General features: G+C 66.8%; 18 protein-coding genes. 6 read left to right on the top strand and 12 right to left on the bottom strand.

Annotated elements, in window-relative coordinates; all coding sequences use genetic code 11:
* The first annotated feature begins 112 nt into the window (after window positions 1-112).
* Window positions 113-1450: an argininosuccinate synthase gene (gene argG / locus QX048_RS13955; RefSeq protein WP_315716760.1), complete on the top strand. Its 1338-nt coding sequence runs from the start codon at window positions 113-115 to the stop codon at window positions 1448-1450.
* Window positions 1451-1693: 243 nt separating this feature from the next.
* Here the strand turns inward: argG and QX048_RS13950 are convergent, their stop codons facing one another.
* From QX048_RS13950 to sdhC, 10 genes are all read right to left on the bottom strand, one after another.
* On the bottom strand, window positions 1694-3907 hold the full coding sequence (locus QX048_RS13950) for an OmpA family protein (RefSeq protein ID WP_315825707.1): 2214 nt from the start codon (window positions 3905-3907) through the stop codon (window positions 1694-1696).
* 244 nt (window positions 3908-4151) lie between these two features.
* On the bottom strand, window positions 4152-4370 hold the full coding sequence (locus tag QX048_RS13945) for a hypothetical protein (RefSeq protein WP_315758646.1): 219 nt from the start codon (window positions 4368-4370) through the stop codon (window positions 4152-4154).
* On the bottom strand, window positions 4370-4855 hold the full coding sequence (locus QX048_RS13940; RefSeq protein WP_315825706.1) for a pyridoxamine 5'-phosphate oxidase family protein: 486 nt from the start codon (window positions 4853-4855) through the stop codon (window positions 4370-4372). Before QX048_RS13940 ends, QX048_RS13945 begins: the two co-directional genes overlap by 1 nt.
* A gap of 82 nt (window positions 4856-4937) precedes the next feature.
* Window positions 4938-5765 carry an FkbM family methyltransferase gene (locus QX048_RS13935; RefSeq protein ID WP_315750535.1) on the bottom strand — a complete coding sequence of 276 codons (828 nt, stop codon included), beginning with the start codon at window positions 5763-5765 and terminating at the stop codon, window positions 4938-4940.
* A 118-nt stretch (window positions 5766-5883) separates the two neighbouring features.
* Entirely contained in the window at window positions 5884-7839 is a 1956-nt protein-coding gene (locus QX048_RS13930) for an ABC transporter ATP-binding protein/permease (RefSeq protein ID WP_315716766.1), read from the bottom strand.
* A 64-nt stretch (window positions 7840-7903) separates the two neighbouring features.
* Window positions 7904-10054, bottom strand: a complete 2151-nt coding sequence (locus tag QX048_RS13925; protein WP_316200449.1) for an ATP-binding protein — start codon at window positions 10052-10054, stop codon at window positions 7904-7906.
* Window positions 10055-10175: 121 nt separating this feature from the next.
* On the bottom strand, window positions 10176-10958 hold the full coding sequence (locus QX048_RS13920) for a succinate dehydrogenase iron-sulfur subunit (protein ID WP_315716769.1): 783 nt from the start codon (window positions 10956-10958) through the stop codon (window positions 10176-10178).
* A 48-nt stretch (window positions 10959-11006) separates the two neighbouring features.
* The gene (gene sdhA / locus QX048_RS13915) at window positions 11007-12845 is read right to left on the bottom strand and encodes a succinate dehydrogenase flavoprotein subunit (protein ID WP_315716770.1); all 1839 of its coding nucleotides are present in this window, start codon (window positions 12843-12845) and stop codon (window positions 11007-11009) included.
* A gap of 3 nt (window positions 12846-12848) precedes the next feature.
* Complete coding sequence (gene sdhD / locus QX048_RS13910) at window positions 12849-13223, bottom strand: succinate dehydrogenase, hydrophobic membrane anchor protein (protein ID WP_315716954.1); 375 nt, start codon at window positions 13221-13223, stop codon at window positions 12849-12851.
* A 20-nt stretch (window positions 13224-13243) separates the two neighbouring features.
* Window positions 13244-13642 (bottom strand): succinate dehydrogenase, cytochrome b556 subunit, encoded by a 399-nt coding sequence (sdhC, locus tag QX048_RS13905; protein WP_315716771.1) that lies wholly within the window; start codon window positions 13640-13642, stop codon window positions 13244-13246.
* A gap of 556 nt (window positions 13643-14198) precedes the next feature.
* Between sdhC and QX048_RS13900 the strand changes: the two genes are divergently transcribed.
* Window positions 14199-14456, top strand: a complete 258-nt coding sequence (locus tag QX048_RS13900; RefSeq protein ID WP_315758639.1) for a hypothetical protein — start codon at window positions 14199-14201, stop codon at window positions 14454-14456.
* 7 nt (window positions 14457-14463) lie between these two features.
* Here the strand turns inward: QX048_RS13900 and QX048_RS13895 are convergent, their stop codons facing one another.
* Window positions 14464-15990, bottom strand: a complete 1527-nt coding sequence (locus QX048_RS13895) for a malonyl-CoA synthase (protein WP_315716773.1) — start codon at window positions 15988-15990, stop codon at window positions 14464-14466.
* Window positions 15991-16176: 186 nt separating this feature from the next.
* On the opposite strand from QX048_RS13895, the gene QX048_RS13890 reads away from it, so the two are divergent.
* Entirely contained in the window at window positions 16177-16935 is a 759-nt protein-coding gene (locus tag QX048_RS13890; RefSeq protein WP_315716774.1) for an SDR family oxidoreductase, read from the top strand.
* Window positions 16936-18041: 1106 nt separating this feature from the next.
* Here QX048_RS13890 and bamA read toward each other — a convergent pair.
* On the bottom strand, window positions 18042-20543 hold the full coding sequence (gene bamA, locus QX048_RS13885; RefSeq protein ID WP_315716775.1) for an outer membrane protein assembly factor BamA: 2502 nt from the start codon (window positions 20541-20543) through the stop codon (window positions 18042-18044).
* Here bamA and QX048_RS13880 point away from each other — a divergent pair.
* The 3 genes from QX048_RS13880 (at window position 20494) to QX048_RS13870 (ending at window position 25037) form a co-directional block, all read left to right on the top strand.
* On the top strand, window positions 20494-20682 hold the full coding sequence (locus QX048_RS13880) for a hypothetical protein (protein WP_315716967.1): 189 nt from the start codon (window positions 20494-20496) through the stop codon (window positions 20680-20682). The two genes, bamA and QX048_RS13880, sit on opposite strands and share 50 nt — an antisense overlap.
* Before the next feature lie 657 nt (window positions 20683-21339).
* Entirely contained in the window at window positions 21340-22554 is a 1215-nt protein-coding gene (locus QX048_RS13875) for an aminotransferase class I/II-fold pyridoxal phosphate-dependent enzyme (protein ID WP_315825702.1), read from the top strand.
* Window positions 22555-22565: 11 nt separating this feature from the next.
* Window positions 22566-25037, top strand: a complete 2472-nt coding sequence (locus QX048_RS13870; protein ID WP_315716777.1) for a DNA translocase FtsK — start codon at window positions 22566-22568, stop codon at window positions 25035-25037.
* Window positions 25038-25158 lie beyond the last annotated feature (121 nt).

The raw sequence follows: 25158 nt of genomic DNA, 5'->3' as shown, positions 1-25158 counted from the left end.
GCGCGGGCCGGTCACCCTCAGTCGCCATTAAAGGCGTGCCCAGCAACGCAAAATCTGTTATTCGCGCCCGAATTTCTGAACGGCGCAGCCACAAACACGGTTGGACTCTCCCATGACCACGATCCTGAAAAGCCTGCCCAAGGGCGAGAAGGTCGGCATCGCCTTTTCCGGCGGTCTCGACACCAGCGCCGCGCTGCTTTGGATGAAGCAGAAGGGCGCGCGTTGCTTTGCCTACACGGCAAATCTCGGGCAACCCGACGAGTCCGACTACGACGAGATCCCGCGCAAGGCGGTGAGCTTCGGGGCCGAGAAGGCGCGCCTCGTGGATTGCCGCACTCAGCTGGTGCATGAGGGCATCGCCGCGATTCAGTCGGGCGCCTTCCACATCTCGACCGGCGGCATCACCTATTTCAACACCACCCCGCTCGGCCGCGCCGTCACCGGCACCATGCTGGTCGCCGCGATGAAGGAGGATGGCGTCAACATCTGGGGCGACGGCTCGACCTACAAGGGCAACGACATCGAGCGCTTCTACCGCTACGGCCTGCTGACCAATCCGAGCCTCAAGATCTACAAGCCCTGGCTCGACCAGCAGTTCATCGACGAGCTCGGCGGCCGCGCCGAGATGTCGGCCTTCCTCACGGCCAACGGCTTCGACTACAAGATGAGCGCCGAGAAGGCGTATTCGACCGACAGCAATCTGCTCGGCGCCACCCACGAGGCCAAGGATCTCGAGAGCCTGAGCAGCGGCATCCGCATCGTCAATCCGATCATGGGCGTGCCGTTCTGGCGCGAGGATTGCTCCGTGAAGCCGGAGACGGTCGTGGTCCGCTTCGAGGAGGGGCAGCCGGTCGCGCTGAACGGCCAGAGCTTCAGCGATCCCGTGGCGCTGTTCCTGGAGGCCAACGCGATCGGCGGCCGTCATGGTCTCGGCATGAGCGACCAGATCGAGAACCGCATCATCGAAGCCAAGAGCCGCGGCATCTACGAGGCGCCGGGCATGGCGCTGCTGCACATCGCCTATGAGCGGCTCGTCACTGGCATCCACAACGAGGATACGATCGAGCAGTACCGCATCAGCGGCATGCGCCTCGGTCGCCTGCTCTATCAGGGCCGGTGGTTCGATTCGCAGGCGCTGATGCTGCGCGAGACCGCGCAGCGCTGGGTGGCGCGCGCCGTCACCGGTGAGGTGACCCTGGAGCTGCGCCGCGGCAACGACTACTCGATCCTCAACACCGAGAGCCCCAACCTGACCTACCAGCCGGAGCGGCTGAGCATGGAGAAGGTCGAGGACGCCGCGTTCACGCCTGCCGACCGCATCGGCCAGCTGACGATGCGCAATCTCGACATCACCGACACCCGCTCCAAGCTGAAGCTCTATTCGGACACGGGGCTGCTGTCGGGCGCGGACGGCGCTCAGATCTTCCAGCTCGGCCACGACAAGGGCTGAGTTGGAGCTGTCGAGCGCAATCCGCGCCGTCTCCACCGCTGTCGTCCCTGCGAACGCAGGGACCCATATCCACCGACTGACACGGTGAGAGCCGGCTGCGGCTCCAGCCATCGCAAAACTGGATCCTGTGAGTATGGGTCCCCGCGTTCGCGGGGACGACACCGAACAGGACGGAACGGATTGCCACCAACAAAAAATGGCCGGGATCGCTCCCGGCCATTTTCATTGTCGCTCAGTCGCGTCTCACCGCGGCGGCGCGACGCCCGGAGGTGGCGGCGGCAGGGCGGCCTGGCCGCCATTGAGCAGCGGCGTGATGCGGCGGACCGTGACGCGGCGGTTGATGCGGCTCGGCCCCTGCGTCTGCTCCTTCAGGTACTGCGCGCCGTAACCCTGCGAGGTCAGGTTCTCGGCGGGCACGCCGAACTGCTGCGTGAGCAAGGTGGCGGCCGACTCGGCGCGGCGATCCGAGAGCGACAGATTGTCGGTGTCGTTGCCGACCGCGTCGGTGTGGCCCTCGATCAGGAAGACCTCGCGCGGGTTGCGCTGGATCGCCTGGTTGAGGCCGTCGGCGATGACCTGCAGCTTCGCCACCTGGTCGGGACTGATCTCCCACGATCCGGTCTCGAAGGTAATCGTGTTGAGATCGATCGACGGCATCAGCTGTCGCACCGATGGGGAGTAGCGGACCTCGTCGAGCGAGTAGCGGCGCTGGACGCGTTCCACCGGCGGCGCGATCAGCGTGTCGTAGATGACATCCGGCTCGGCCTCATCCGCGTCGACGATGTAGCGGTTGTAGGGGATGCGGATCTCCGGCGGCGGCAGGTCGACGTAGAAGCCGCCGACCGCCTGGGGATCGCGGTAGGTGTTGTCGATGATGATGATCTCGCGGCCACCGATGTCGCGGCGGATGCGGCGCAGCAGCCGGCCGTCCGGCGCGGTGATCGTGACGATCTGGCTACCGTCGGGACGGATCACCACTGTGCGCGTCTCTCCCCGCTCCTGCTGGACGCGGATGTCCCGCGCGCCGTAGCGGAAGCGCTCAAGCTCGTCATGACGCACGAACTCCTGACCGCTCGGATCGCGCACGATGACGCGGCCCGGCTCGTAGATCAGCGTGCGACCGCCCTCCTGGACCTCGCGGCGCTGGCCGCGGAAATCGTCCAGCCGCTGCGGCCCCGCCAACGGCGCGCCGGGCGCGATCGGCGTGAGCTGCTGTGCCGTCGGCGGCGGCGGCGCCGGGATGGGCGCAGTGACCTGCGGCGGCGGCCGATTGGACATGGCCGGGGGGCCGGCGGGCGGCACAGCGCCAGGACCGGCCTGCGGCGCGCCGGCGGGTCCCGGACCGGGTCCGGCAGCACCAGGACCTGCCGCCGGAGGCGGACCACCCGGGGCTCCTGGGGGCGTCCCCGGACGTCCGCCGGGCGGGCTCCCGGCTGCGGGCGGCGTGCCTTGCTGCGACGGCGTCTGGGTGGCCGGAGGCGCGGGTGGCGCCGGCGGAGTTCCCGGAGCAGGCGCGACGGTTCCGGCCGGCGGCGTCGGCGCGCCGCGTGGCGGGGGTGCTCCCTGGGGAGCACCAGGCGGCGGGACGCCGGCACCTGGCTGTGTCGGCGGCCGCTGCCCGGGGCCAACCGGAGGAGTCGGAGCCGGCGTCGGCTGCGGAGACGGCGCCGCGGACGGAGCCGGCGAGTGCGCAGGCGGCGACGCGTTCCCGGCCGCTGGCGACGAAGGCGGGGGTGTCACGGCTGACGGCGGCGTTCCCGGCCGCAGGTTCGGTGCCGGACTCGGCGGAGGTGGCGGGGCGGGCGTGGCCACGGGCGGCGTGGGCGGCGTTGGACGCGCGGGAGCAGCCGTCGGCGGGGGCGCAGGCGGAGTCGCAGGACGTGCCGGCTCACGCGGCGGCCCCGGCGGAGGCGCTGGAGGCGGCGGCGTATGCACCGGCGGAGCCGCAACAGGTGGCGCTGGACGCGCCGGCGGAGGTGCAGGCGGCTCAGCCCGTGGAGGCGGCGGTGCCGAATGTGGCGGCTCAGCCCGCGGCGGCGGTGGGGGCGGCGGCGGAGCAGCCGGACGTGGTGGCTCGGCCCGTGGCGGAGGGGGCGGTGGGGGCGCCGGACGCGGCGGCTCGGCCCGCGGCGGAGCAGGCGGTGGTGGAGGGGGTGCGGGACGCGGGGCCGCTGCCGGTGGCGGCGCGGGCGGTGGAGGCGCTGGGCGTGGAGCAGCGGCCGGCGGCGGCGCGGGAGGCGGCGGAGGCGCAGCCTGATGCGGTGGCGGCGCGCCTGGGCCAGGTCGCTGCGGCTGCCCCTGCGGCTGCTGTTTCGGCCGGCCGTCTGGACCGACTTCGCCGCCGCCCGGGCCTTGGGCGACGATCATCGGCGCCCCCTGCGCATGGGAGCCGGAGCTCATTAGTTGCATCGCCGACAGCGCAGTCGTCGCCAGCAGCAGGACGCGAAGTTTGCTCATGTGTCTTGTTTTCCCGGAACGATCTTTTTCAAGCACGGAGAGATCAACAAGTATGCGTTAGGCCGGATTGTGGCGCAGTTCAAATCCGCAGGGGGATTTATTTCGACGCGAAGCCACCCCCGCAGGGCCGCCATTCAGGTTTCATTCAGCCTTGATTTTCAAGGGCTTGGCGCAGCCGCAGGGCTGCGGGACAGGCCCGCGACCAAGCCCCTGGCGGGCGATCATCATGACCGTCCAATCGCGGTCAATCCGTGGCCGGATTCGGTGTGGTGGGACCGAGCGGCCCCCGGCCGGGGATTTCGTCCGGCGTCTGCCCTGGCAGCTCGCGCGGCGGCGCCGGCGCATCGGGTTCGTAGACCGGCGGCGGAATGTCGGGCTGCGGATTGCCGACGGGATCCTCCGGCGGCGGTTCGACCGGGCGGCCCGGCGTCGCCGGCGGAATCTCTGGCGGTTCGATCGGCATCACATCGCGACCTTTCGATTGTCGCCGAGGTCGGGACGCGTGCCTGTCACCGCGGCCGCCGCCATCTTGACGTAGCTCACGACCGTGCCGGGCGAATCCCAGAATTCGGCGTCGTCGGGCGTGATCTTCAAGAGGCGGATGTTCGGATCCTCGGCGCTGTCCCACCAGGCCTTGGCCGGCGTCGAGAACAGCTCCCGGATCTTGCCGCGATCGTTGGAAATGGCCGCCGTACCCGTGAGCGACACGTACTTCTGGTTGCCGGCGTCCGCGAACGACAGATTGACCTGCGGCGATCGCGCGATCTCCTCGTCCTTGTGATGCCGCGCGTCAGTGAGAAAATAGATCATGTTCTCGCCGCGCGCGAGATACGCGCTCATCGGCCGTGCCCGCAGCCTGTCACCGTCGCGGGTGACCAGCATCGCAAAGCCGATCTTCTTCATCAGGTCCCAAACGCGGTCCTGGTCGCGCGCGTCGTCATTGCTCATGGTCGGCTCCCTCAATGTCAGGGGCGACAACGCCGCGTGGGGCGCCGATGTTCCGGACGCGCCCGGGGAAAGCGAACGCCATTCAGCCGCGCAGCAGCAGCGTATTGCTGCGCGTGCGGCCGCTCTCACGGTAACCGCGACCGAGCATGTCGGCGAGACAATCGTTCTGCCATTCGTCGCGCGACAGGTGTTCGATGACGACGGCACGCGGCCATAACGCGGCAGGCGCGTCACGGAAGAAGCCGGTCAGCACGCGGTCCTCAAAACCTTCCACGTCGATCTTCAGCGCATCAACCCTGGTCGCTCCGGCCTGTGCGAGAATGGTCTGCAGCCGCAACGACGGCACCTTGAACGCTTCCGCTCCGGCCTCGCCGGTCACGATGTGACTGGCGCCGAGATTGTCCCCATCGGTCTCGATCATCACCTCGCCATCGCTCTCACCCGCTGCCACCGCGAGCAGCCTGACCTGGGGCAGCGCGGACGCAGCACGGTTGAAGCTCAGCCGCGCATGCGTGACCGGATGCGGCTCCACTGCGATCACGAGGCCATCAGGCCCGACGTGACGGGCAAGCGGCAAGGCGAACGTTCCGACATTGGCGCCGACATCCACCACCACGCCGCCCGGCGGAACGTGGCTGCGCAGGAAATCCAGCTCCTCGCGATTGTAGTCGGGATTGAACAGTGCACCGCGCTCGGTCGCACTGACCTGATGGTAGAAACGGAAATTGGCGCCCTGATAGCCGACGTCGACGGGGCCTGCTCCGAGCATGTTGACGACACGCGTCAACATCGGCCGGAACGCGCCGCGCTTCAGCCCGGAGCCGTGCGCCATGCGGATCACCAGCGCCTGGGCGGCATTCGGAGCGAAGGCACCAAAGGGGGGCGGAGAAGGATCGTTGTCGGGCGTCAAGGTCGCGTCCTGGGCTGAGGGCGACGTGTGATAGCTGGTTTCGCCGCGATCTCCAATGCAGGCGGCGTGGCCGCATTGTGTCGTCTCCAGGACCGCGCTGAGGCAACGCCCGAGCCGTTCAGGCCGCCTTGCGCTGACGCAGGAAGCGGCCGATGAGGCGGCGCTTCCCCTTGCGCGGAATGAGATCGATGTCGCTGACGAGCTTGGCGCCGCCCTTGCGCCGTTCGAGCACGATCTTGCGGCTGTGGAAGGCCTCGAGCTCCGCCCGATGCGCCACGCTGACGATGGTCGCCTTCGGCAGCTCGCTCGTCACCATCTCCATCATCTTGTCCTGGCTCTTCTCGTCGAGCGCGGAGGTGGCTTCATCGAGCACGACGATGTCGGGGCTGTGGAGCAGCAGGCGCGCGAAGGCGAGACGCTGCTTCTCGCCGCCGGAGAGCGTCTGATCCCAGGGCGCGTCCTCCTCGATCTTGTCCTTGAGATGGTCGAGACCGACCTTGTGCAGGGCTTCGCCGACCTGCGCCACGCTCCAATCCTCGGCAGCCCCGGGATAGGCGACGGCCCGGCGCAGGGTGCCCGATGGCACGTAGGGTCGCTGCGGCAGCATGAACAGCTTGCGGTCGGGGTGGAAGTTGATGCTGCCGCCGCCCCACGGCCACAGCCCGGCGATGGCGCGCACGAGCGTGCTCTTGCCGGTGCCGGATTCGCCCGCGACGAGCAGGCGCTCGCCGGGATCGACCACGACCTCGGTCTCGCCGACCACGGCGGTGCCGTCGTCGAGCGTCACCTGCAGATCATTCAGACTGAGCATCGCGTCGCCGGTGGTCTCGCCGCGCTTGATGCGGCCGATGCCGTCGCCTCTCTCGGCACGTTCCAGCGCATCGAGCGACATCATCAGCGAGGCGATGCGGCGGGCACAGGCATTCCAATCCGCGAGCCGCGGATAGTTGTCGACCAGCCAGCCGAACGCGGTCTGCACGATCGTGAACGCGCTCGCCGCCTGCATCACCTGCCCGAGCGTCATGCTGCCGTCGAGGAATTTCGGCGCGCACAGCAGCAGTGGCACGACAGGGGCGATGAGGCTGGAGCCCTGCGACACCAGGGTGGTGCGCATGTGCTGGCCGGCGAGCCGCGCCCATTGCTGCAGCACGTTACCGAACGTCCGGTCGATGCCGGCGCGCTCTTCGGTCTCGCCGCCGAGCAGGGCGATGCTCTCGCCGTTTTCGCGGACGCGGGTCAGGGTGTAGCGGAAATCGGCCTCGGCCTGGTTCTTGTCCTCGGAGACCTGCACGAAGCGGCGGCCGATCGTCATGATCGAGCCCGAGGCGATGGCGGCGTAGGCGATCGCGGCAATGACCAGAAAACCGGGAATGGTGATCTCAGTGGCGCCGAGATGCAGCGTCAGCGCGCCGCCGATGGTCCAGAGCACGACGATGAAGGTCGCAGCCGACAGCAGCGCCGAGGTCACGCCGGCGATGAAGTCGACCGGCGAATCGGTCGCGATGCGCAGGTCCTCGGCGATCCGGTATTCCGGATTCTTGTGGTCGCCGCTGACGAGATTGAGCTGATAGTAGCGCCCGCTGGCCAGCCAGCGGGTGACGACGCTGTTGGTCAGCCAGGCGCGCCAGCGCCGCTGGATCGACATGCGCGCATAGACCTGGGCGACCCCGAGTATGACGCTGCCGATCGCGAGCGGGAAGAAGATCGCGGTGAGATGAAAGACCGTCGCCGAATCGCGTTTCTCGATCGCATCGAAGATCGACCGATTCCAGACGTTGATGCCGTACTGAAATCCGACAGTCGCAACGATCAGGAACAGCAGCCCGATCGTGAATGCCCACGCCAGACGGTCGCCGCTCTGACCCCAATAACCGCGGGCGCTGATCCAGAACCGCGTCAGCAGATAGCGCTTGCGCAGCTGCTCTGCCTCTTCGGGCGACAGCTCCGGATCAGGCTCCACCAGTTCGGGCGGCGGCGGCTCAACCTGGCCGCCATTCTCGGCCGCGATCTCGATGATCGGCGCCTTCTCGGGCGCCTGTGCCGGCGGCCGCGCGGTGTCCTGAACCTGTCCCATCGCGCGATAACAGCAGTGCGAACAGAAGGTTCCCGGCTTGGTTCCCGCGCAATGCGCGCCGGATTCAGGGCACCTGCGTGTTCGGCGCCATTGGTGGGGCACGATACAGCGGCACCGGAACGACCTTGTTCAGCACGCGCGACAATTCCTCGATCGAATAGGGTTTGCGCAGCAGCTCGAAGCCATGCGTGCCCTGCTGCGCCAGCACGTGGCTGTAGCCACTCGCGAGCACGACCGGCACGTTGAGCTCGAGCCGCCTGATTTCCTCGGCAAGTTCCAGCCCAGTCATGCCGGGCATCACGACATCGGTGAAGACGACGTCGAACCGGCTGGTGCCGCTGATCAGCTCCTCCAGCGCGTCTCTGGCGTTGTCGACCAGCGTGGTCCGATAGCCGAGCTCGGCCAGCGCTTCGGTCGCCGACCTGCCGACGTCGATGTTGTCCTCGACCACCAGCACCGACATGCCTCGACCGTCGATCGGCTCCGCATGGCTGCCGTCCTCGCCGCGCTGCACCTGGGCTGGAGCGACGCGCGGCAGATAGAGCGTGAACGTCGCGCCGCGGCCCGGCTGGCTCATGACCCCAATTTCGCCGCCGGACTGCTTCGCGAAGCCGAAGACCTGCGAGAGACCGAGGCCGGTGCCCTGGCCGATGGTCTTGGTCGTGAAGAACGGCTCGAAGATGCGTCCGAAATGCTCCGACGGGATGCCGACGCCGGTGTCCTGGACGGTGATGGCGACATAGCCCAGCGGCGGACGGTCGTGCGGCGCCGCCGGCGTCGGCAGCGCCGCTGCAGGGGCGACGGTGATGCTAAGACGTCCCTGGCCGGCCATCGCATCGCGGGCATTGACGGCCAGGTTGATCAGTGCCGTCTCGAACTGGCCAGCGTCGCAATTGACGTAGCACGGCTCGTCGGGAACGGAGACCGCGACCTCGACGCGTGACCCGACCAGGGTCTTGGTCATGTCGCGCAGGGTGACGACGCTGCGGCAGATGTCGAAGACCTCCGGCTTCAGCGTCTGGCGACGGGCGAACGCGAGGAGCTGCGACGTGAGCTTCGATGCGCGCGCCACCGTATCCGAGATCGCGTCGATATAGCGCTGCCGCCGTTCATCAGCCAGATTCGGCCGGCGCAACAGGTCGGCTGAGGCCCGGATCACGGTCAGCAGATTGTTGAAGTCGTGCGCGACGCCGCCGGTCAATTGTCCGAGCGCCTCCATGCGCTGACCGTGCTTGAGCGCATCCTCGGCCTCGAGGCGGCGGGCGGCCTCGACATGCAGGCGCTCGGTCCGCCGCTGGGCAAGGGCCAGGAAGACGATGAGCAGCGCGGTTGCCGGGATGCCGAAGATGAGATGCCGGCCGATCGTGCCGAGCCAGCGGTTGCGGATGGTCGACGTCGCAAGCCCTGCCGAGACGTAGACGGGATAGCCGCCGAGCCGCTGATACCCGACGAGACGCTCGACGCCATCGACCGGCGAGATCTCGGTGACGAGCTGCTCGGTATCTGCGGCCCGGGCGGCGATGTCGCTGGGCCCCGCAGCCGCGCTTCGCCCGCCAGCCGGGAAGCGCGCCAGAACGAGACCATCGAAGCGGCGCAGCGCGAAGTAGCTGCCGGGCGCCCGGCCGATCCGGGCATAGAAGTGCTCGAAATAGTCCGGAAGCACCGAGGCCTGGATGATACCGGTGAAGCTGCCGTCGTCGCTCTGGCGGCGGCGGCTGATGCTGAAGAACGGCGCGCCTTGATAGGGCGGCCGCGGCGTCAACTGCGCGCCGATGAAGGTGCCGATGCTGTCCTTGACGTGGGCGCTGAAGTAGTCGCGGTCGAGGAACGTCATGTCCGGCGCCGGATAGATCATGCTGTTGACCAGCGGCCGGCCACTGGCGTCGAACACCCAGGCGGACTTCATCTGCGGCAGCGCGTCCGACAATTGTCGCAACCGGGCATGCAGCACCTGCTCGCGCGCCTTGATGTCGGCATCCGACAGGTCGCGGACGACCTCGTCGATCTCCGAGAGGCTGCGCTCGATCGTCTCAAACACCTTCAGCGCGTGCTCGTGGACGATTTCGAGCGAGCGGCGGATCTCGCGATCGGCCTCCTCATACGTCGTGCCGTGGGATACGTAGGCCGTGATCACGAACAGCGCGACGGGAAGCGCGAGGGACGCGACCATCATCCAGCGCAGCATCGTCATCGATTTGCGTTGTGCGGTCTGCACGGTCGCTCCGGCTTCAAAGGGCCACGAGCTTAACGCAATCGACGGCAGCTACAAACTAGCCGCGCCCGAAACTTGCACCGGTATCGGGCGCGGAAGGTGAGATCGAAAGCCGCCCGTCAGGCTAGATCTGCCGCTCGACCAGCTTGAACTTGAGCTCCGCGATCGCCTCGGCGGGGTTGAGCCCCTTCGGGCAGGCCTTGGCGCAGTTCATGATGGTGTGGCAGCGGTACAGCCGGAACGGGTCCTCGAGATTGTCGAGCCGCTCGCCGGTGGCTTCGTCCCGGCTGTCCTTGACCCAGCGCGTCGCCTGCAGCAGAGCGGCGGGTCCGAGATAGCGCTCGCTGTTCCACCAGTAGCTCGGGCACGAGGTCGAGCAGCAGGCGCACAGGATGCACTCGTAAAGGCCGTCGAGCTTCTCGCGATCCTCGTGGCTCTGCCGCCATTCCTTCTGCGGCGTCGGCGAGGTCGTCTTCAGCCACGGCTCGATCGAGGCGTATTGCGCGTAGAAATTGGTGAGGTCCGGCACCAGGTCCTTCACGACAGGCTGATGCGGCAGCGGATTGATCTTGACCGCGCCGTCCTTCACGTCGTGCATCGACTTGGTGCAGGCCAGCGTGTTCTGGCCGTCGATATTCATCGCGCAGGAGCCGCACACGCCCTCGCGGCAGGAGCGGCGGAAGGTGAGCGACGGATCGATGTGGTTCTTGATCCAGATCAGCCCGTCCAGCACCATCGGGCCGCAATCGTTGACGTCGACGTAGAAGGTATCGACGCTCGGATTCTTGCCGTCGTCCGGATTCCAGCGATAGACCTTGAACTCGCGGACCTCGGTGGCGCCGGCCGGCTTGGGCCAGGTCTTGCCGCCGGTGATCTGAGAATTCTTCGGAAGTGCGAACTCAGCCATTTCGGAAGGCCTTTTTGGGTTTGACGGACGGGCTCAGGTCACACGCGATCAGTACACGCGCGCCTTCGGCGGGATGTACTGCACGTCGTTGGTCATGGTGTAGTTGTGCACCGGGCGGTAATCGATCGTGGTTTTGCCGTCCTTGCTGTCGATCCACGCCAGCGTGTGCTTCATCCAGTCCTTGTCGTCGCGATCCGGGAAATCCTCGCGCGCATGGGCGCCGCGGCTCTCGGTGCGATTGACGGCCGAGTCCATCGTCACGACCGCCTGCGCGATCAGATTGTCGAATTCGAGCGTCTCGATCAGGTCGGAATTCCACACCAGCGATCGGTCGGACACCGCGATGTCGCCGATGCCGCCATAGACCTTGTGGATCAGGTTATGGCCTTCCTGCAGCACCTCGCCGGTGCGGAACACGGCACAGTTGGTCTGCATCACGTTCTGCATGCTCTCGCGCAGCTTCGCGGTCGGCGTGCCGCCGGAGGCGTAGCGATAGTGATCGAGCCGGCTCAGCGCCTTGTCGGCGGAGTCCTTCGGCAGGTCCGGCTGCTTGCCGTTCGGCGTCAGCTTCTCGGCCAGCCGCAGCGCCGCCGCGCGGCCGAACACCACGAGGTCGATCAGCGAGTTCGAGCCGAGCCGGTTGGCGCCGTGCACGGACACGCAGGCCGCCTCGCCCACCGCCATCAGGCCGGGCACGATGGCGTTGTCGTCGCCGTCCCTCTTGGTCAGCACCTCGGCGTGATAGTTGGTCGGGATGCCGCCCATGTTGTAGTGCACGGTCGGCACGATCGGGATCGGCTCGCGCGTCACGTCGACATTGGCGAAGATCTTGGCCGATTCGGAGATGCCGGGCAGACGCTCGGCCAGCACCTTCGGATCGAGATGGTCGAGATGCAGGAAGATGTGGTCCTTCTTCCGGCCGACGCCGCGGCCTTCGCGGATCTCGATGGTCATCGCGCGGGAGACGACGTCGCGCGAGGCGAGGTCCTTGGCGGACGGCGCATAGCGCTCCATGAAGCGCTCGCCCTCGGCGTTGACGAGATAGCCGCCCTCGCCGCGCGCGCCTTCGGTCACCAGACAGCCGGAGCCATAGATGCCGGTCGGGTGGAACTGCACGAACTCCATGTCCTGCAGCGGCAGGCCGGCGCGCAGCGCCATGCCGCCGCCGTCGCCGGTGCAGGTATGCGCCGAGGTGCAGGAGGCGTAGGCGCGGCCGTAACCGCCGGTGGCCAGAATCGTGGTCTGGGCACGGAAGCGGTGCAAGGTGCCGTCGTCGAGCTTCAGCGCGATGACGCCACGGCAGACCCCCTGGTCGTCCATGATCAGGTCGATGGCGAAGAATTCGATGAAGAACTCCGCGGCGTGGCGCAGCGACTGGCCGTACATCGTGTGCAGCATCGCGTGGCCGGTGCGGTCGGCGGCGGCGCAGGTGCGCTGCGCCTGTCCCTTGCCGTAGTCCAGGGTCATGCCGCCGAACGGCCGCTGGTAGATCTTGCCGTCCTCGGTGCGCGAGAACGGCACGCCCCAATGCTCGAGCTCGTAGACGGCGTCGGGCGCGTTGCGCACCATGTATTCGATCGCGTCCTGGTCGCCGAGCCAATCCGACCCCTTGACGGTGTCGTACATGTGCCAGCGCCAGTCGTCCTGGTGCATGTTGCCGAGCGAGGCCGAGATGCCGCCCTGCGCCGCCACCGTATGCGAGCGGGTCGGGAACACCTTGGTGATGCAGGCGGTGCGCAGGCCCGCCTCGCTGCAGCCGACGACGGCGCGCAGGCCCGCGCCACCGGCGCCGACCACGACGACGTCATAGGTGTGGTCCTCGATCGGATAGGCTTTTCCGTTCGTCGCGGGCGCGCCATTCGCGCTGCCATTTGCTCCGCCGGCCATAGGCTAGACTCCAGTGGACAGTTTGATGAGGGCGTAGATCGAGGCGAGCGCCACGGTCACCGCGAAGAAGTTGTTGGCCATGATCGCGACGAGCTTGAGCGGCTCGCTGTGCACGTAGTCCTCGATCACGACCTGCATGCCGATCTTCATGTGCCAGCAGCTCGCGATCACGAACAGCAGCATGATCACCGCAATCGGAATCGAGCCGAGGATCTGCGCCGCGCCGGCCTGGTTGCGGCCGAGCAGCATGATCACGACCACGACGACCGGCACGATCAGCAGGGTCATGGCGACGGCGGTGAGCCGCTGGCGCCAGAAGTCGCCGGTGCCGGAATGCGCTGCGCCGAGGTTGCGGACCCGGCCGAGCGGGGTGCGCATCGATTTCGCGTGTGCGTTGCTCATCGGCCGCCTCCCACTGCGTAAGCCACGATCCACACCAGGACGGTCAAGGTGATGCCGCCGATCAGGGCGCCCCAGGTGAGCGCCTCGCGCTCATTGGCCTTGAAGCCGTAGCCGAGGTCCCAGACGAAGTGGCGGATGCCGGACAGCAGGTGGTGCAGCAACGCCCAGGTGTAGCCGAACACGATCAGGCGGCCGAGGAAGCTGCCCATGAAGCCCTGGACGTAGGAGTAGGCGCTGGGACCGGACGCGGCGGCGATCAACCACCAGGCCAGCAGCAGCGTCCCGAAATATAATGCAACCCCGGTGGCGCGATGGACGATCGAGAGAATCATCGTCAGCGTCCAGCGGTAGGTTTGCAGATGCGGCGAAAGCGGTCGTTCGATCCTGGCTGTCATTGGTTGCTTTGATGATTTCTTGTGGGCCGTGAACGCGGGGGGCTTGCGGCCGTGTGGATCGGCAAGGCGGGCTTTATTTACGGAGAAGGAACAGGCGTTGCAACGAACAAATCGCCCAAATGCGAACAGCGATTCAGTCCTAGGCGACCGATCGCAAAAGGATCAATGGCCGCCGTGGTATACCAGAAACCGATCGTGACCGGATGCGGCGAACTATTATTCATTCCTAAGTCCTCACCAAGGCCATGACCGACGCCGCGAGACTGTCAAATGGCGCCGACTGTCGAGCATTGATTCACCGCTTAGCTACGGTCCTGACCAAGCCGGTTTCGCGGCAAGCGTCAGCGCCATCTGATGATTCTGCAAACCTGCCCGGAGCGATTCGCGGAGCAACAACCTGCGTTGCGACCGCCTGCGCTGCAGCAAATCTCCCTCGATCTCCCGCGTTCCTCGCCCACACGGGGCCCCTCCGCCGGTCGATTTTGCCGCATGTCGCCGCCCGGCGAAGCAGCCTAGTCTCAGGCGAGGTGCAACAGACGCGGTGCAGGAAGCCTCGATGCCGCTGCCGACGGTCCGACCGACAACCACTGAACGCCCGGCGGCACTGCCGGCGCGCAAGGTGTCGTCGCACGAGCCCGTCGAGGAGCCCCTGACCTGCGTGCTCGGCTTCACCGCCGCCGGCCTGTTCGCCGCCTGTCTCGCGCTGGCCATCCAGCATGAGATTGCCTCGCTCGCCGTGCTCGAATTCGTGCTGATCTGCGCCGCGCCGCCGCTGGCCGCGCTCGCCGGCCTCGCGATCGGACGACGGCGCTAGGCCGCCGTCACTTCGTATAGATGTCCTTGTACTGATCACGCAGCACGTTCTTCTGCACCTTGCTCATCGCATTGCGCGGCAGCTCGTCGACCACGAACACGCGCTTGGGCATCTTGAATTTCGCCAGTCGGCCGTCGAGACCCTTGAGCACGCCGGCCTCGCTGACATCGGCCCCCGGATGGCGCACCACGACCGCCGTGACACCTTCGCCGAAATCGGGATGCGGCACACCGATAACGGCGGACTCGACCACGCCCGGCATCGCGTCGATCTCGCTCTCGATCTCCTTCGGATAGACGTTGAAGCCGCCGGAGATCACGAGGTCCTTGCCGCGGCCGACGATGTGGACGTAGCCCTGCTTGTCGATCTTGCCGAGATCGCCGGTGATGAAGAAGCCATCGTCGCGGAATTCCGACTTGGTCTTCTCAGGCATCCGCCAATAGCCCTTGAACACGTTCGGGCCCTTCACCTCGATCATGCCGATCTCGTCGCGCGCGAGCTCCTTGGCCGTCTCGGGATCGGTGACGCGCACCGAGACTCCGGGCAGCGGGAAGCCGACCGCGCCGGGCACGCGCTCGCCCTCGTAAGGATTCGACGTGTTCATGTTGGTCTCGGTCATGCCGTAGCGCTCGAGGACGGCATGGCCGGTCCGCGCGAACCATTCGCGATGGGTATCGGCGAGCAGCGGCGCCGAGCCGGAAATGAACAGCCGCATGTGGCTGGTCGTCTCCTTCGACAGCCGCGGGTTCTGCAACAGCCGAGTGTAGAACGTCGGCACACCCATCAGCACGGTGGCGCGCGCCATCAGGTCGATGATCAGATCCGGATCGAGCTTGGGCAGAAAGATCATCGACGCCCGCGCAAACAGCGTGACGTTGCTGGCCACGAACAGACCATGGGTGTGATAGATCGGCAGCGCGTGGATCAGCACGTCGTCCTTGGTGAAGCGCCAGTAGTCGATCAGGGTCAGCGAGTTCGAGGCGAGATTGTCGTGAGACAGCATCGCGCCCTTGGAGCGGCCGGTGGTGCCGGACGTATAGAGAATGGCGGCGAGATCATCGGCGCCACGTGGCACGGTGGTGAACGCCTTGTCGGCCTTGTCGGCCGCCTCGGTCAGCGAGCCCCTGCCCGACGCATCGAGCGTTTCCACCTTGGCGCCGACCTTGGCCGCCAGCGCGCCGATGCCCTCGGCCTTGGCCGGATCGCAGACGACGACGGTCGGCTCGGCGTCGCCGATGAAATAGTCGAGCTCGTTGAGCGTATAGGCGGTGTTGAGCGGCAGATAGACGCCGCCTGCACGCACCGTGGCGAGATAGAGCACGAGGCCGGACACCGACTTCTCGGTCTGCGCCGCAACCCGGTCGCCCGGCTTGACGCCGCGAGCCGCCAGCACATTCGCCATCTGCCCTGCCCGCGCGATCAGGTCGCCGTAGGTGATGCGCTGACCGTCATGGGTCTCGATCGCCAGGCGGCTGGGATCGTCGAGGCCATCGAACAGGCGGGAGAACAGATTGGCGTTGGCGGCTTGGTTCATGCAACATTCCCCTGGGAGCATGGGCAGGCCGGCAGTGCCAGCCGGCGGAACATCATGCTCGACGAAGACGAAAAGGGCCGGGACAGCGAACAAGACCGGTGACATCGCCATCACCACGGTCGCCATCTCTGATCGAGGCTGCTCTAGCAAAAACGCCCTTTCGAAGGCAACGGGAGACGCTGGGATATGGTCAAGGGAAAACGGATCGCGTGGATCACCGGCGGCGGCACCGGAATCGGCGAGGCCGGCGCACTGGCGCTCGCGGCCGACGGCTGGACGGTGATCGTCTCGGGCCGGCGCACGGCCGCGCTCCAGGCCGTAGTGGCCAAGATTGCCGCGGCGGGCGGCACGGCCGAGGCCGTTGAGCTCGACGTTGCCAAAGCCGCCGACGTGCAGGCCGCGGCCGATGCCATCCTGGCGCGGCATGGCCGCATCGATCTGCTGGTCAACTCGGCCGGCGTCAACGTGCCGAAGCGGCGCTGGGACGACCTGACGATCGAGGGCTGGAACCAGCTGGTCGAGATCAACCTCAACGGTGTGCTCTACTGCATGAAGGCGGTGCTGCCGGCGATGCGGGCGCAGCAGGACGGCACCATCATCAACGTCTCGTCCTGGGCCGGCCGTCATGTCTCGAAGATGCCGGGACCGGCCTACACCTCGACCAAGCACGCGGTGCTGGCGCTGACGCACTCGTTCAACATGGAGGAATGCGTCAACGGCCTGCGCGCCTGCTGCCTGATGCCCGGCGAGGTCGCCACGCCGATCCTGCAGCAGCGCCCGGTGGTGCCGAGCGCCGAGGAGCGGGCGCGGATGCTGCAGCCGGAAGACCTCGGCCGCACCATCGCCTTTGTGGCGAACATGCCGCCGCGGGTGTGCGTCAACGAGATCCTGATCAGTCCGACGTGGAATCGGGGATTTATCCAGACGCCGGGGAACCGGGATTGAGCGGGGCTGGATATCGGTTGCGGCAATCGTGTCGGCGCGGGTCATGAAGATCGAGGTGATGCCCAGCTACCGGTGTCGTCCCTGCGAACGCAGGGACCCATACCGCGTGATTGTTGTAGGAGGCAGGCGGCGAGTCCCGTGCAAAACAACTGAACCCTGTGGTTATGGGTCCCTGCGTTCGCAGGGACGACGGCGGAGGTTGGCGTTGGCAGCGTTGCCTTCGAGACAGAGTTGAATACGTGTGTGTTCACCCCGCGACGCATCCGCGCCCGAGCTGTGCTGAATTTGGTCGCCCCTCAAACAGAGGGCGCAGGGAAGGCCGGGCGCTGGCCGCGCCCGTGGCCCGCCTGCGAAAGAAAATGCAGGCGGCAGGTACCACAGGTCTGGCCGAGAACGCCCGGCCTTCCCCGCGCAACGGTTTTAACGGCTGCTTCGCGTTCTCCCTGGTGCGCCGGGCTGTCTGGCCACCATCCCCACGCGAAGCAAAGCCTCAACGTGAGTTGACATCAGCATCGGGATGTCAGGACCGCGCGACTTGACCGTGCGTGCATCACCGTTCGTCCGCGCAGACTGATCCACGCTGCGGCGACACACGCCCATCGCATCCCACTGCCAACGGTTCGTGACGGTCGCGAAGCGCCCCTCATGCGGCAGCAGGGACGTGCGGAAATGTGCAGGTGATTTGCCCGACGGTGCAACGTCGGCGGTGCGCGACAAAGTAGCTCGACGGGCAATTTGCGCATGGGAGGGATGCGAACAACATCATTCGATCGACGCGATCATCTCTGATGCGATCTCTCTCATGAGAGATCAAGCTGATCAGAGATCATGTGGACCGCACTGTGCGCCGCGCAGACGGTCGGCTCCCCTCCCCCTTGCGGGGAGGGGTTGGGGGTGGGGGTCCGCGGGCGCTGACTTCAGTGGCGTGAATGCCGGGCGAACAGCAAGCGTCGCTATCGCCGATATCAGGGCATGGGCTTTGACCCTCATGTCGAGCATGATTCGTGGACCCCACCCCCGACCCCTCCCCGCAAGGGGGAGGGGAGCGCGCACCGCCCGCGTGGTGAGCGTCACGCACCTCTGGGAGAGCGCGGTCGCTGTGCGCCTCAGAACGACGTGCCGCCGCCGAACCTGAACTCCTGGACGGTGTCGTATTTGCCCTTGGACAGCGGCACCGCGTAGTCGAAGCGCAGCGGGCCGAAGGGCGAGGCCCAGATCAGGCCGACGCCGACGGAGGAGCGCACCACCTTGCTGTCATCGTACAGCAGGCCGCATTTGCAGGTCGCGGTGTTGACCTCGCCGGTCGCCGCCCAGGAGGTCGGCCCCTGATAGCCCCACAGCGAACCGGCATCGGCATAGACGGCGCCCTTCAAGCCCACTTCCTTCGGCAGGAACCAGAACGGCATCTGCAGCTCGGCCGAGGCGCCCCAATATTTGGTGCCGCCGAGCGCATCGCCGGTGGCACCGAGGCTGCGATAGGTGATGTCGCGCGCCCCGATTCCGTTCGAGGCGAAGCCGCGCACCAGGCTCGGTCCCATCTGGAAGTGATCGAGCATCCGCAGATCCTTGTCGCCGATCTTGTTCAGCATGCCGCCCTGCAGATGGATGATGCCGACGATGTCGGCCACCAGCGGCGAGTAATATTTCGCATCCACCGCCGACTTGAGGTAGCTGACATTGCCGCCGACGCCGGCGAAATCCTGCTTCCAGTCGATCAGCAGACCATCGGTCGGGTTCTTGTTGTTGTCGAGCGTGTTGTAGCTGAGCGTGTAGCCGAGCGCAGAGGTCAGCGCGGCGCCGTCGCTCAGCTCCTTGCGGACCGGCAGGCTCGACTCGCCATCGCCGTAGCAGCCCCAGCCATAGTAGCCCGAGCTGGTCGAATTGGTCGGATCGACGCCGCCGAGCACGCTCTTGATGTAGGCCGGGGTCGGGTTGAAGGCGAGCAGGCTGTTGGCGGCGTTGTTGTTGCAGTTCTTGTAGTAGGACGGCAGCGATATCTCCTGGCGATACAGCGAGTAGCGCAACTGGAGCGAGAGGTCTTCGCGCAACTGGAAGCCAAGCCGCGGGCTGAAGCCGATCGTCGTCACACCATAGCTCGTATAGCTGTTCGCCAGCTGCTGCTTGTAGTAGACATCCAGGCCGAGCGCGATCCGGTTGTCGAGCAGATAGGGCTCGACGAAGGACAGCGAGACGCCCCTGCTGTATTGGCCGTAGCTCACGGACGCCTTGGCGTACAGACCGCGGCCGAGGAAGTTGCGTTCCGAAACCGAGACCTCACCCAGCGCGCCATCGGTGGTCGAATAGCCGCCGGAAACGGAGAGGTCGCCGGTCGACTTCTCCTCCAGATTGACCACGAGGATGACGCGGTCGCTCGACGAGCCCGGCTCGGCCGCGATCTTCACGTCCTTGAAGAAGTCGAGATTCTTCAGCCGGCGCTCGGCGCGGTCGACCAGCGCGCGGTTGTAGGCGTCGCCCTCGGACAGATCGAACTCGCGCCGGATCACGTACTCGCGGGTGCGGGTGTTGCCGCGGATGGTGATGCGCTCGATATAGGTGCGCGGACCCTCGTCGACCTGGAACACGATCGCGACCGTATGCGCTTCCAGATTGCGGTCGCCGCGCGGACGCACGACGGCGAAGGCAAAGCCGCGACGCGAGGCCTCGATCTGCATCTCCTCGACCGACTTCTCGAGCTGCTCGACGTTGTAGAGCGCGCCGACATTGACGCGCGAATAGCCGCGCAGCGTGTTGGCGTCGAGCGCCGCGACGCTCGACTGGAACTGCACCGAGCTGACGCGGTATTGCTGGCCCTCCTCGATCTGGAACGTGACCAGGAAGCCCTTCTGGTCGGGGTCATATTCGCTGAGCGCCGCGACGACCTGAACGTCCGCATAGCCGTTCTTCAGATAGAAGCGGCGGATCAGGTCGCGATCGGCCTCGACGCGGTCGGGGTCGTAGACGTCGTTGTTGCCGAGGAAGCTGAGCCAGTTCGTTGCGTGCGTCTTGATGACGTCGCGCAGGCGCGCGGCGGAATAGGCGTTGTTGCCGACGAAGCTGATCGACTTCACGCCCGTCTTGACGCCCTCTTCGATGGTGAAGACGAGGTCGACGCGGTTGTTGGGCTGCTCGATGATCTCGGGCGTGACGCGGACGTCGTAGCGGCCGGAGCGGCGGTAGATCTCGGCGATGCGCTGCGCGTCCGACTGCACCATCGGACGGGACAGCGTGCCGCGCGGCTTCGATTGCACTTCCGCCGAGAGCTGCTCGTCCTTGACCTTCTTGTTGCCCTCGAAGGCGACGCGGCCGATCACGGGATTCTCGACCACGCGCACGATCAGCCGGCCGCCCTGCCGGTCGATCTTCACGTCGGCGAACAGGCCGGTCTGGACCAGGGCCTTGAGGCCGTCGTCGACCTGGCCGGCATCGAGCGTGCCGGCGGGACCCGGCTTGAAGTAGGAGCGGATGGTGTCGGATTCGACGCGCCTGTTACCCTCGACGGTGATCGCGCTGGCGACGGCGGGTGCCGCCGCAGCCATGCGGGGCAGCGAGGAAACGGGCATGGCCAGCAGCATCAGGGCAAGCACGCCCGGCAGTCTCAGACGCATCATCGACGCTCTTTCGAAAGTCAGAGTCCTCGGCGCGCAGACGTTCGTCGGCACGCCACCGGAATCGCTGATGCCCGTCAAAGATGGTCGCGATGCGCCGATCTCGTTTCGTGAAATGTCTGATGATGCTGGATGTGACTGAGTGTTTCCGGTCAGACAAGATTCTCGGGCCAACCGAGCGGCAGAGGGCATGAGCAGCTAATAAGTGCGTCGCCCGCGCTGCGACCGGAAAGCCACGGCTGAGACGGACATCTCCGTTAAGCAATCGGCCCGGCCGCGCCGCATTCGGTGGCTTCCGAAATCAAATTCTACAAATCTTCGGAAATTGGCAATACGAGGGAAAAACGAGGGTGCTAATTGATCGTCATCCGAACTAAGCCCCCAAGTAGTTCGGCCAAGGCCCGGTGCGCGTAGATTCCCATTTATATTCCGGCGCACCGGGCCGCCCGTTTTCCCTCGCGCGCGAGCCGATGGCCCGTAGGATGGGCGGAGGCGGTCGTGCCGCGGCTCCATCCGAGGTCGCGGCAGCGCCATGCCCACGGTCTGAGCGCGAATGCGCTGCGCGGCGGTGTGCCGGCCGCCGCCTTGCCCTCCCACGGTTCCCGCCGCCCCACCCGAATCACCACAATGTCCGCCGCTGTTGCGAAATTGCCTCTGGATCGGGGCGGGAAAACCGATCAAAACGGGCGGCAGCGCCGATGGTTAATCGCGTCTTAACCTCGCCCCACCTATGGTGACCAGACAGGCACCGGTTCATGGGCGATCGGCGGCTTCCACTGGTTTGGCGCGCGTTTTACGTATGGCAATGACCGCTTCATCCCCCGCGCCCGCTGGCGCCAGCCATTCGGAGAGCGAACGCTCGCCGTTTGCGCGGCTGAACGAGCTGCTCGCCCCTTACAAGCCGGGCAAGCCGATGATCACACTCGCCGTTGGCGAGCCGCAGCATCCGGTGCCGGACTTCGTCGGGCCTGTATTGGCCCAGCACATCGCCGAGTTCGGCCGCTACCCGGCCGCCAAGGGCATCGAGCCGTTCCGCAAGGCGGCCGCCGGCTGGCTGGCGCGGCGATTCGCGCTGCCGCGCGCGATCGATCCCGAGCACGAGATTCTCGTCCTGAACGGCAGCCGCGAGGGCCTGTTCTTCGCCGCCCATGCGGCGCTCCGCCATGTCGGCCCGCGCCGCGGACGGCCCGCGATCCTGATGCCGAACCCGTTCTATCCGGTGTATGGCGTCGGCGCCCGCACCGCCGGCTGCGACTCCATCTATCTGCCGACCACGCGCGACAACGGCTTCCTGCCCGATCTCGATGCGATCGACGAGGCGACCCTGGCGCGCACGATCGCGTTCTACCTCGCGACGCCGGCCAACCCGCAAGGTTCGGTGGCATCAGCGGACTACATGCGCAAGCTGGTCCAGCTCGCCAACGCTTACGGCTTCCTGATCTTCAGCGACGAATGCTATTCGGAGATCTACACGAAGGCGGCGCCCGGCAGCATGCTCGAGCATGCCGGACCCGACTACACCAACGTGGTCGCGTTCCAGTCGTTGTCGAAGCGCTCCAACGTGCCGGGCATGCGGATCGGCTTCGCCGCCGGCGACCGCCGATTCCTCGCGGGCTTTCACGAGCTGCGCAACGTCGCGGCGCCGCAGGTGCCGGTGCCGCTGCAGCACGTGGCCGTCGCCGCCTATGCCGACGAGGCGCATGTCGAGGAGAACCGGCGGCTGTACCGCGCCAAGTTCGATCTCGCCGACCAGATCATCGGCAACCGCTATGGCTACAAGCGTCCCGATGGCGGCTTCTGCGTCTGGCTCGACGTGGCTGATCGCGGCGGCGACGAGGACGTGACGTTGCGGCTGTATCGCGACGCCGGCGTGCGCGTGGTGCCCGGCAGCTACCTGGCGCGGCCGCAAGCCGACGGGTTCAATCCGGGCCTGGGCTACATCAGGCTGGCGCTGGTGGCGGATGCCGGATCCACCGGTGAGGCGTTGCACCGGCTGGTCGAGGTCCTGGGATAATCGCGGGGCTGATGCAGATGCCGGCGATCGAACGAGTCATCCCCCTGGTCAACCACCTGCCGACGTCGCTGCGCGACGCGCTGGTGCGACGGCTGCGCGAGCTCGCGGGCCTCTGCCTGATCGCGCTGTGCGGCGTGGCCGCGGCGGCGCTGATGACGTGGTCGGTGCAGGACCCCAGCCTGAGCCACGCCACCTCGCGCGCCATCCGCAACATCGTCGGCTATCCCGGCGCGATCAGCGCCGATCTGCTGATGCAGATCCTCGGTCTCGGCTCGATCATGGCGATCCTGCCGCTTTCGATCCGCGGCTGGCGGATGATGACGCACCGGCCGTTCGACCGCGAGGCGCTGCGCTTCGGCGCCTGGATTCTCGGCGCCGTCATCGCCGCCGGCTTTGCCAGCTGCTGGCCGCGCTCGCACGCCTGGCCGCTGCCGACCGGTCTCGGCGGCGTGGTCGGCGACGCCCTGGTGCGCGCACCGGCCGTGGTGTTCGGTCCGCCCGGTGTGATCTATCGGCTGGTGCTCGGCGCCCTTCTTCTGGTTGCGATGATCGGCTGCCTGCTGGTGGCCGGCGGCATGGGCGCGAAGGAAGCCGATCCGAGCCTGCTCGCGGATGAGGACGACGACACGCCGCTGGCCGACCCCGAGGACGACGACGACCGCAAGGCGATCCGGCTCGGCTGGGTGTTCCACGCCATCATGAGCGCCAAGGCCCAGGTCGTCTGGTTCCTGAGCACGGCCTATCGTGCGCTGGTCTCCTCCGGCCCGCAGCCGCGCGCCGCCGCCGCAGGCCGGCAGGAGCCGAGCCTGGGTCGCGGCAAGCCGACGCTCGCGCCCGAGATGGACGAGGACGGCGGCGACCAGGACGAGGCCGACGAAGGCGAGGACGAAGAAGAGGAGGAGGAGCCCGCTCCCCGCGCCCGCAAGAAGCCCGCGGCCAAGACGCCGGCGCGCAAGGCCAACGACAAATACGACCTGCCCTCGGTCTCGATGCTGGCGGCGCCGAAATCCTCCGACCGCCAGCCGCTGTCGAAGAGCGAGCTGGAGGCCAATTCGCGCGCGCTGGAAGGTGTGCTGCAGGACTTCGGGGTGCGCGGCGAGATCGTCAAGGCGCATCCCGGCCCGGTCGTCACGCTGTACGAGCTGGAGCCGGCGCCGGGCATCAAATCGTCCCGCGTCATCGGTCTTGCCGACGACATCGCCCGCTCGATGAGCGCGCTGTCGGCGCGCGTCGCGGTCGTGCCCGGCCGCAATGCCATCGGCATCGAGCTGCCCAACGCGCACCGCGAGAAGGTGTACCTGCGCGAGCTGCTCGTCGCCAAGGAGGCGACCGAGAGCGTCGCCAAGCTGCCGCTGTGCCTCGGCAAGAACATCGGCGGCGAATCCATCATCATCGACCTCGCCCGCACCCCGCACATGCTGATCGCCGGCACCACCGGCTCGGGCAAATCGGTCGCCATCAACACCATGATCCTGAGCCTGGTCTATCGCCTCAGGCCGGACCAGTGCCGGCTGATCATGGTCGACCCCAAGATGCTCGAACTGTCGGTCTATGACGGCATTCCGCATCTCCTCACGCCTGTCGTCACCGATCCGAAGAAGGCCGTCGTCGCGTTGAAATGGGCCGTGCGCGAGATGGAGGAACGCTACAAGAAGATGGCCAAGCTCGGCGTGCGCAACATCGACGGCTACAACGCCCGTCTGGGCGAAGCGCGCGCCAAGGGCGAGGAGCTGACGCGCACCGTCCATACCGGATTCGACAAGGAGACCGGCAAGGCGATCTACGAGGAAGAGAAGCTCGACCTCGATCCCCTGCCCTACATCGTCATCATCGTCGACGAGATGGCCGACCTGATGATGGTCGCCGGCAAGGACATCGAGGGCACGGTGCAGCGCCTCGCGCAGATGGCGCGTGCCGCCGGCCTGCACGTCATCCTGGCGACGCAGCGCCCGTCGGTCGACGTCATCACCGGCACCATCAAGGCGAACTTCCCGACCCGCATCTCCTTCCAGGTCACGTCCAAGATCGACAGCCGCACCATTCTCGGCGAGATGGGCGCCGAGCAACTGCTCGGCCAGGGCGACATGCTCTACATGGCCGGCGGCGGCCGCATCAGCCGCGTGCACGGCCCGTTCTGCTCCGACGAGGAGGTCGAGAAGGTCGTCAAGCACCTGAAGGCACAGGGCTCGCCGGAATATCTCGAGGCGGTCACCGCCGAGGAGCCGAGCGAGGAGGATGGCGCCGTGTTCGATGCCACCGGCATGGGCGGCGGTGGCGGCGGCGACGACCTGTTCTCCCAGGCGGTCGCCGTGGTCAAGCGCGACCGCAAGGCCTCCACCAGCTACATTCAACGCCGGCTGCAGATCGGCTATAACAAGGCCGCTTCGCTGATGGAGCGGATGGAACAGGAAGGCATCGTCGGCCAGGCCAACCACGCCGGCAAGCGCGAGATCCTGGTGCCCGAGGAGGAAGGCGGGTTCTGACGGCCCCGATGGCCGCAGAAACGCCGCTTCAGTGCCCGATCTTCACGCGATTACGATCACGCTGCCCGGCCGAACCGGGATAGAACGCGTAAAACCTCAGGACGTCGTTTTGAAAAGCTCC

This window comes from Bradyrhizobium sp. SZCCHNS30572, from assembly GCF_032484415.1.
Lineage (GTDB): Bacteria > Pseudomonadota > Alphaproteobacteria > Rhizobiales > Xanthobacteraceae > Bradyrhizobium.
Note: the sequence above shows the minus strand (reverse complement) of the source record. Positions and strands in the feature narration are given on the sequence as shown.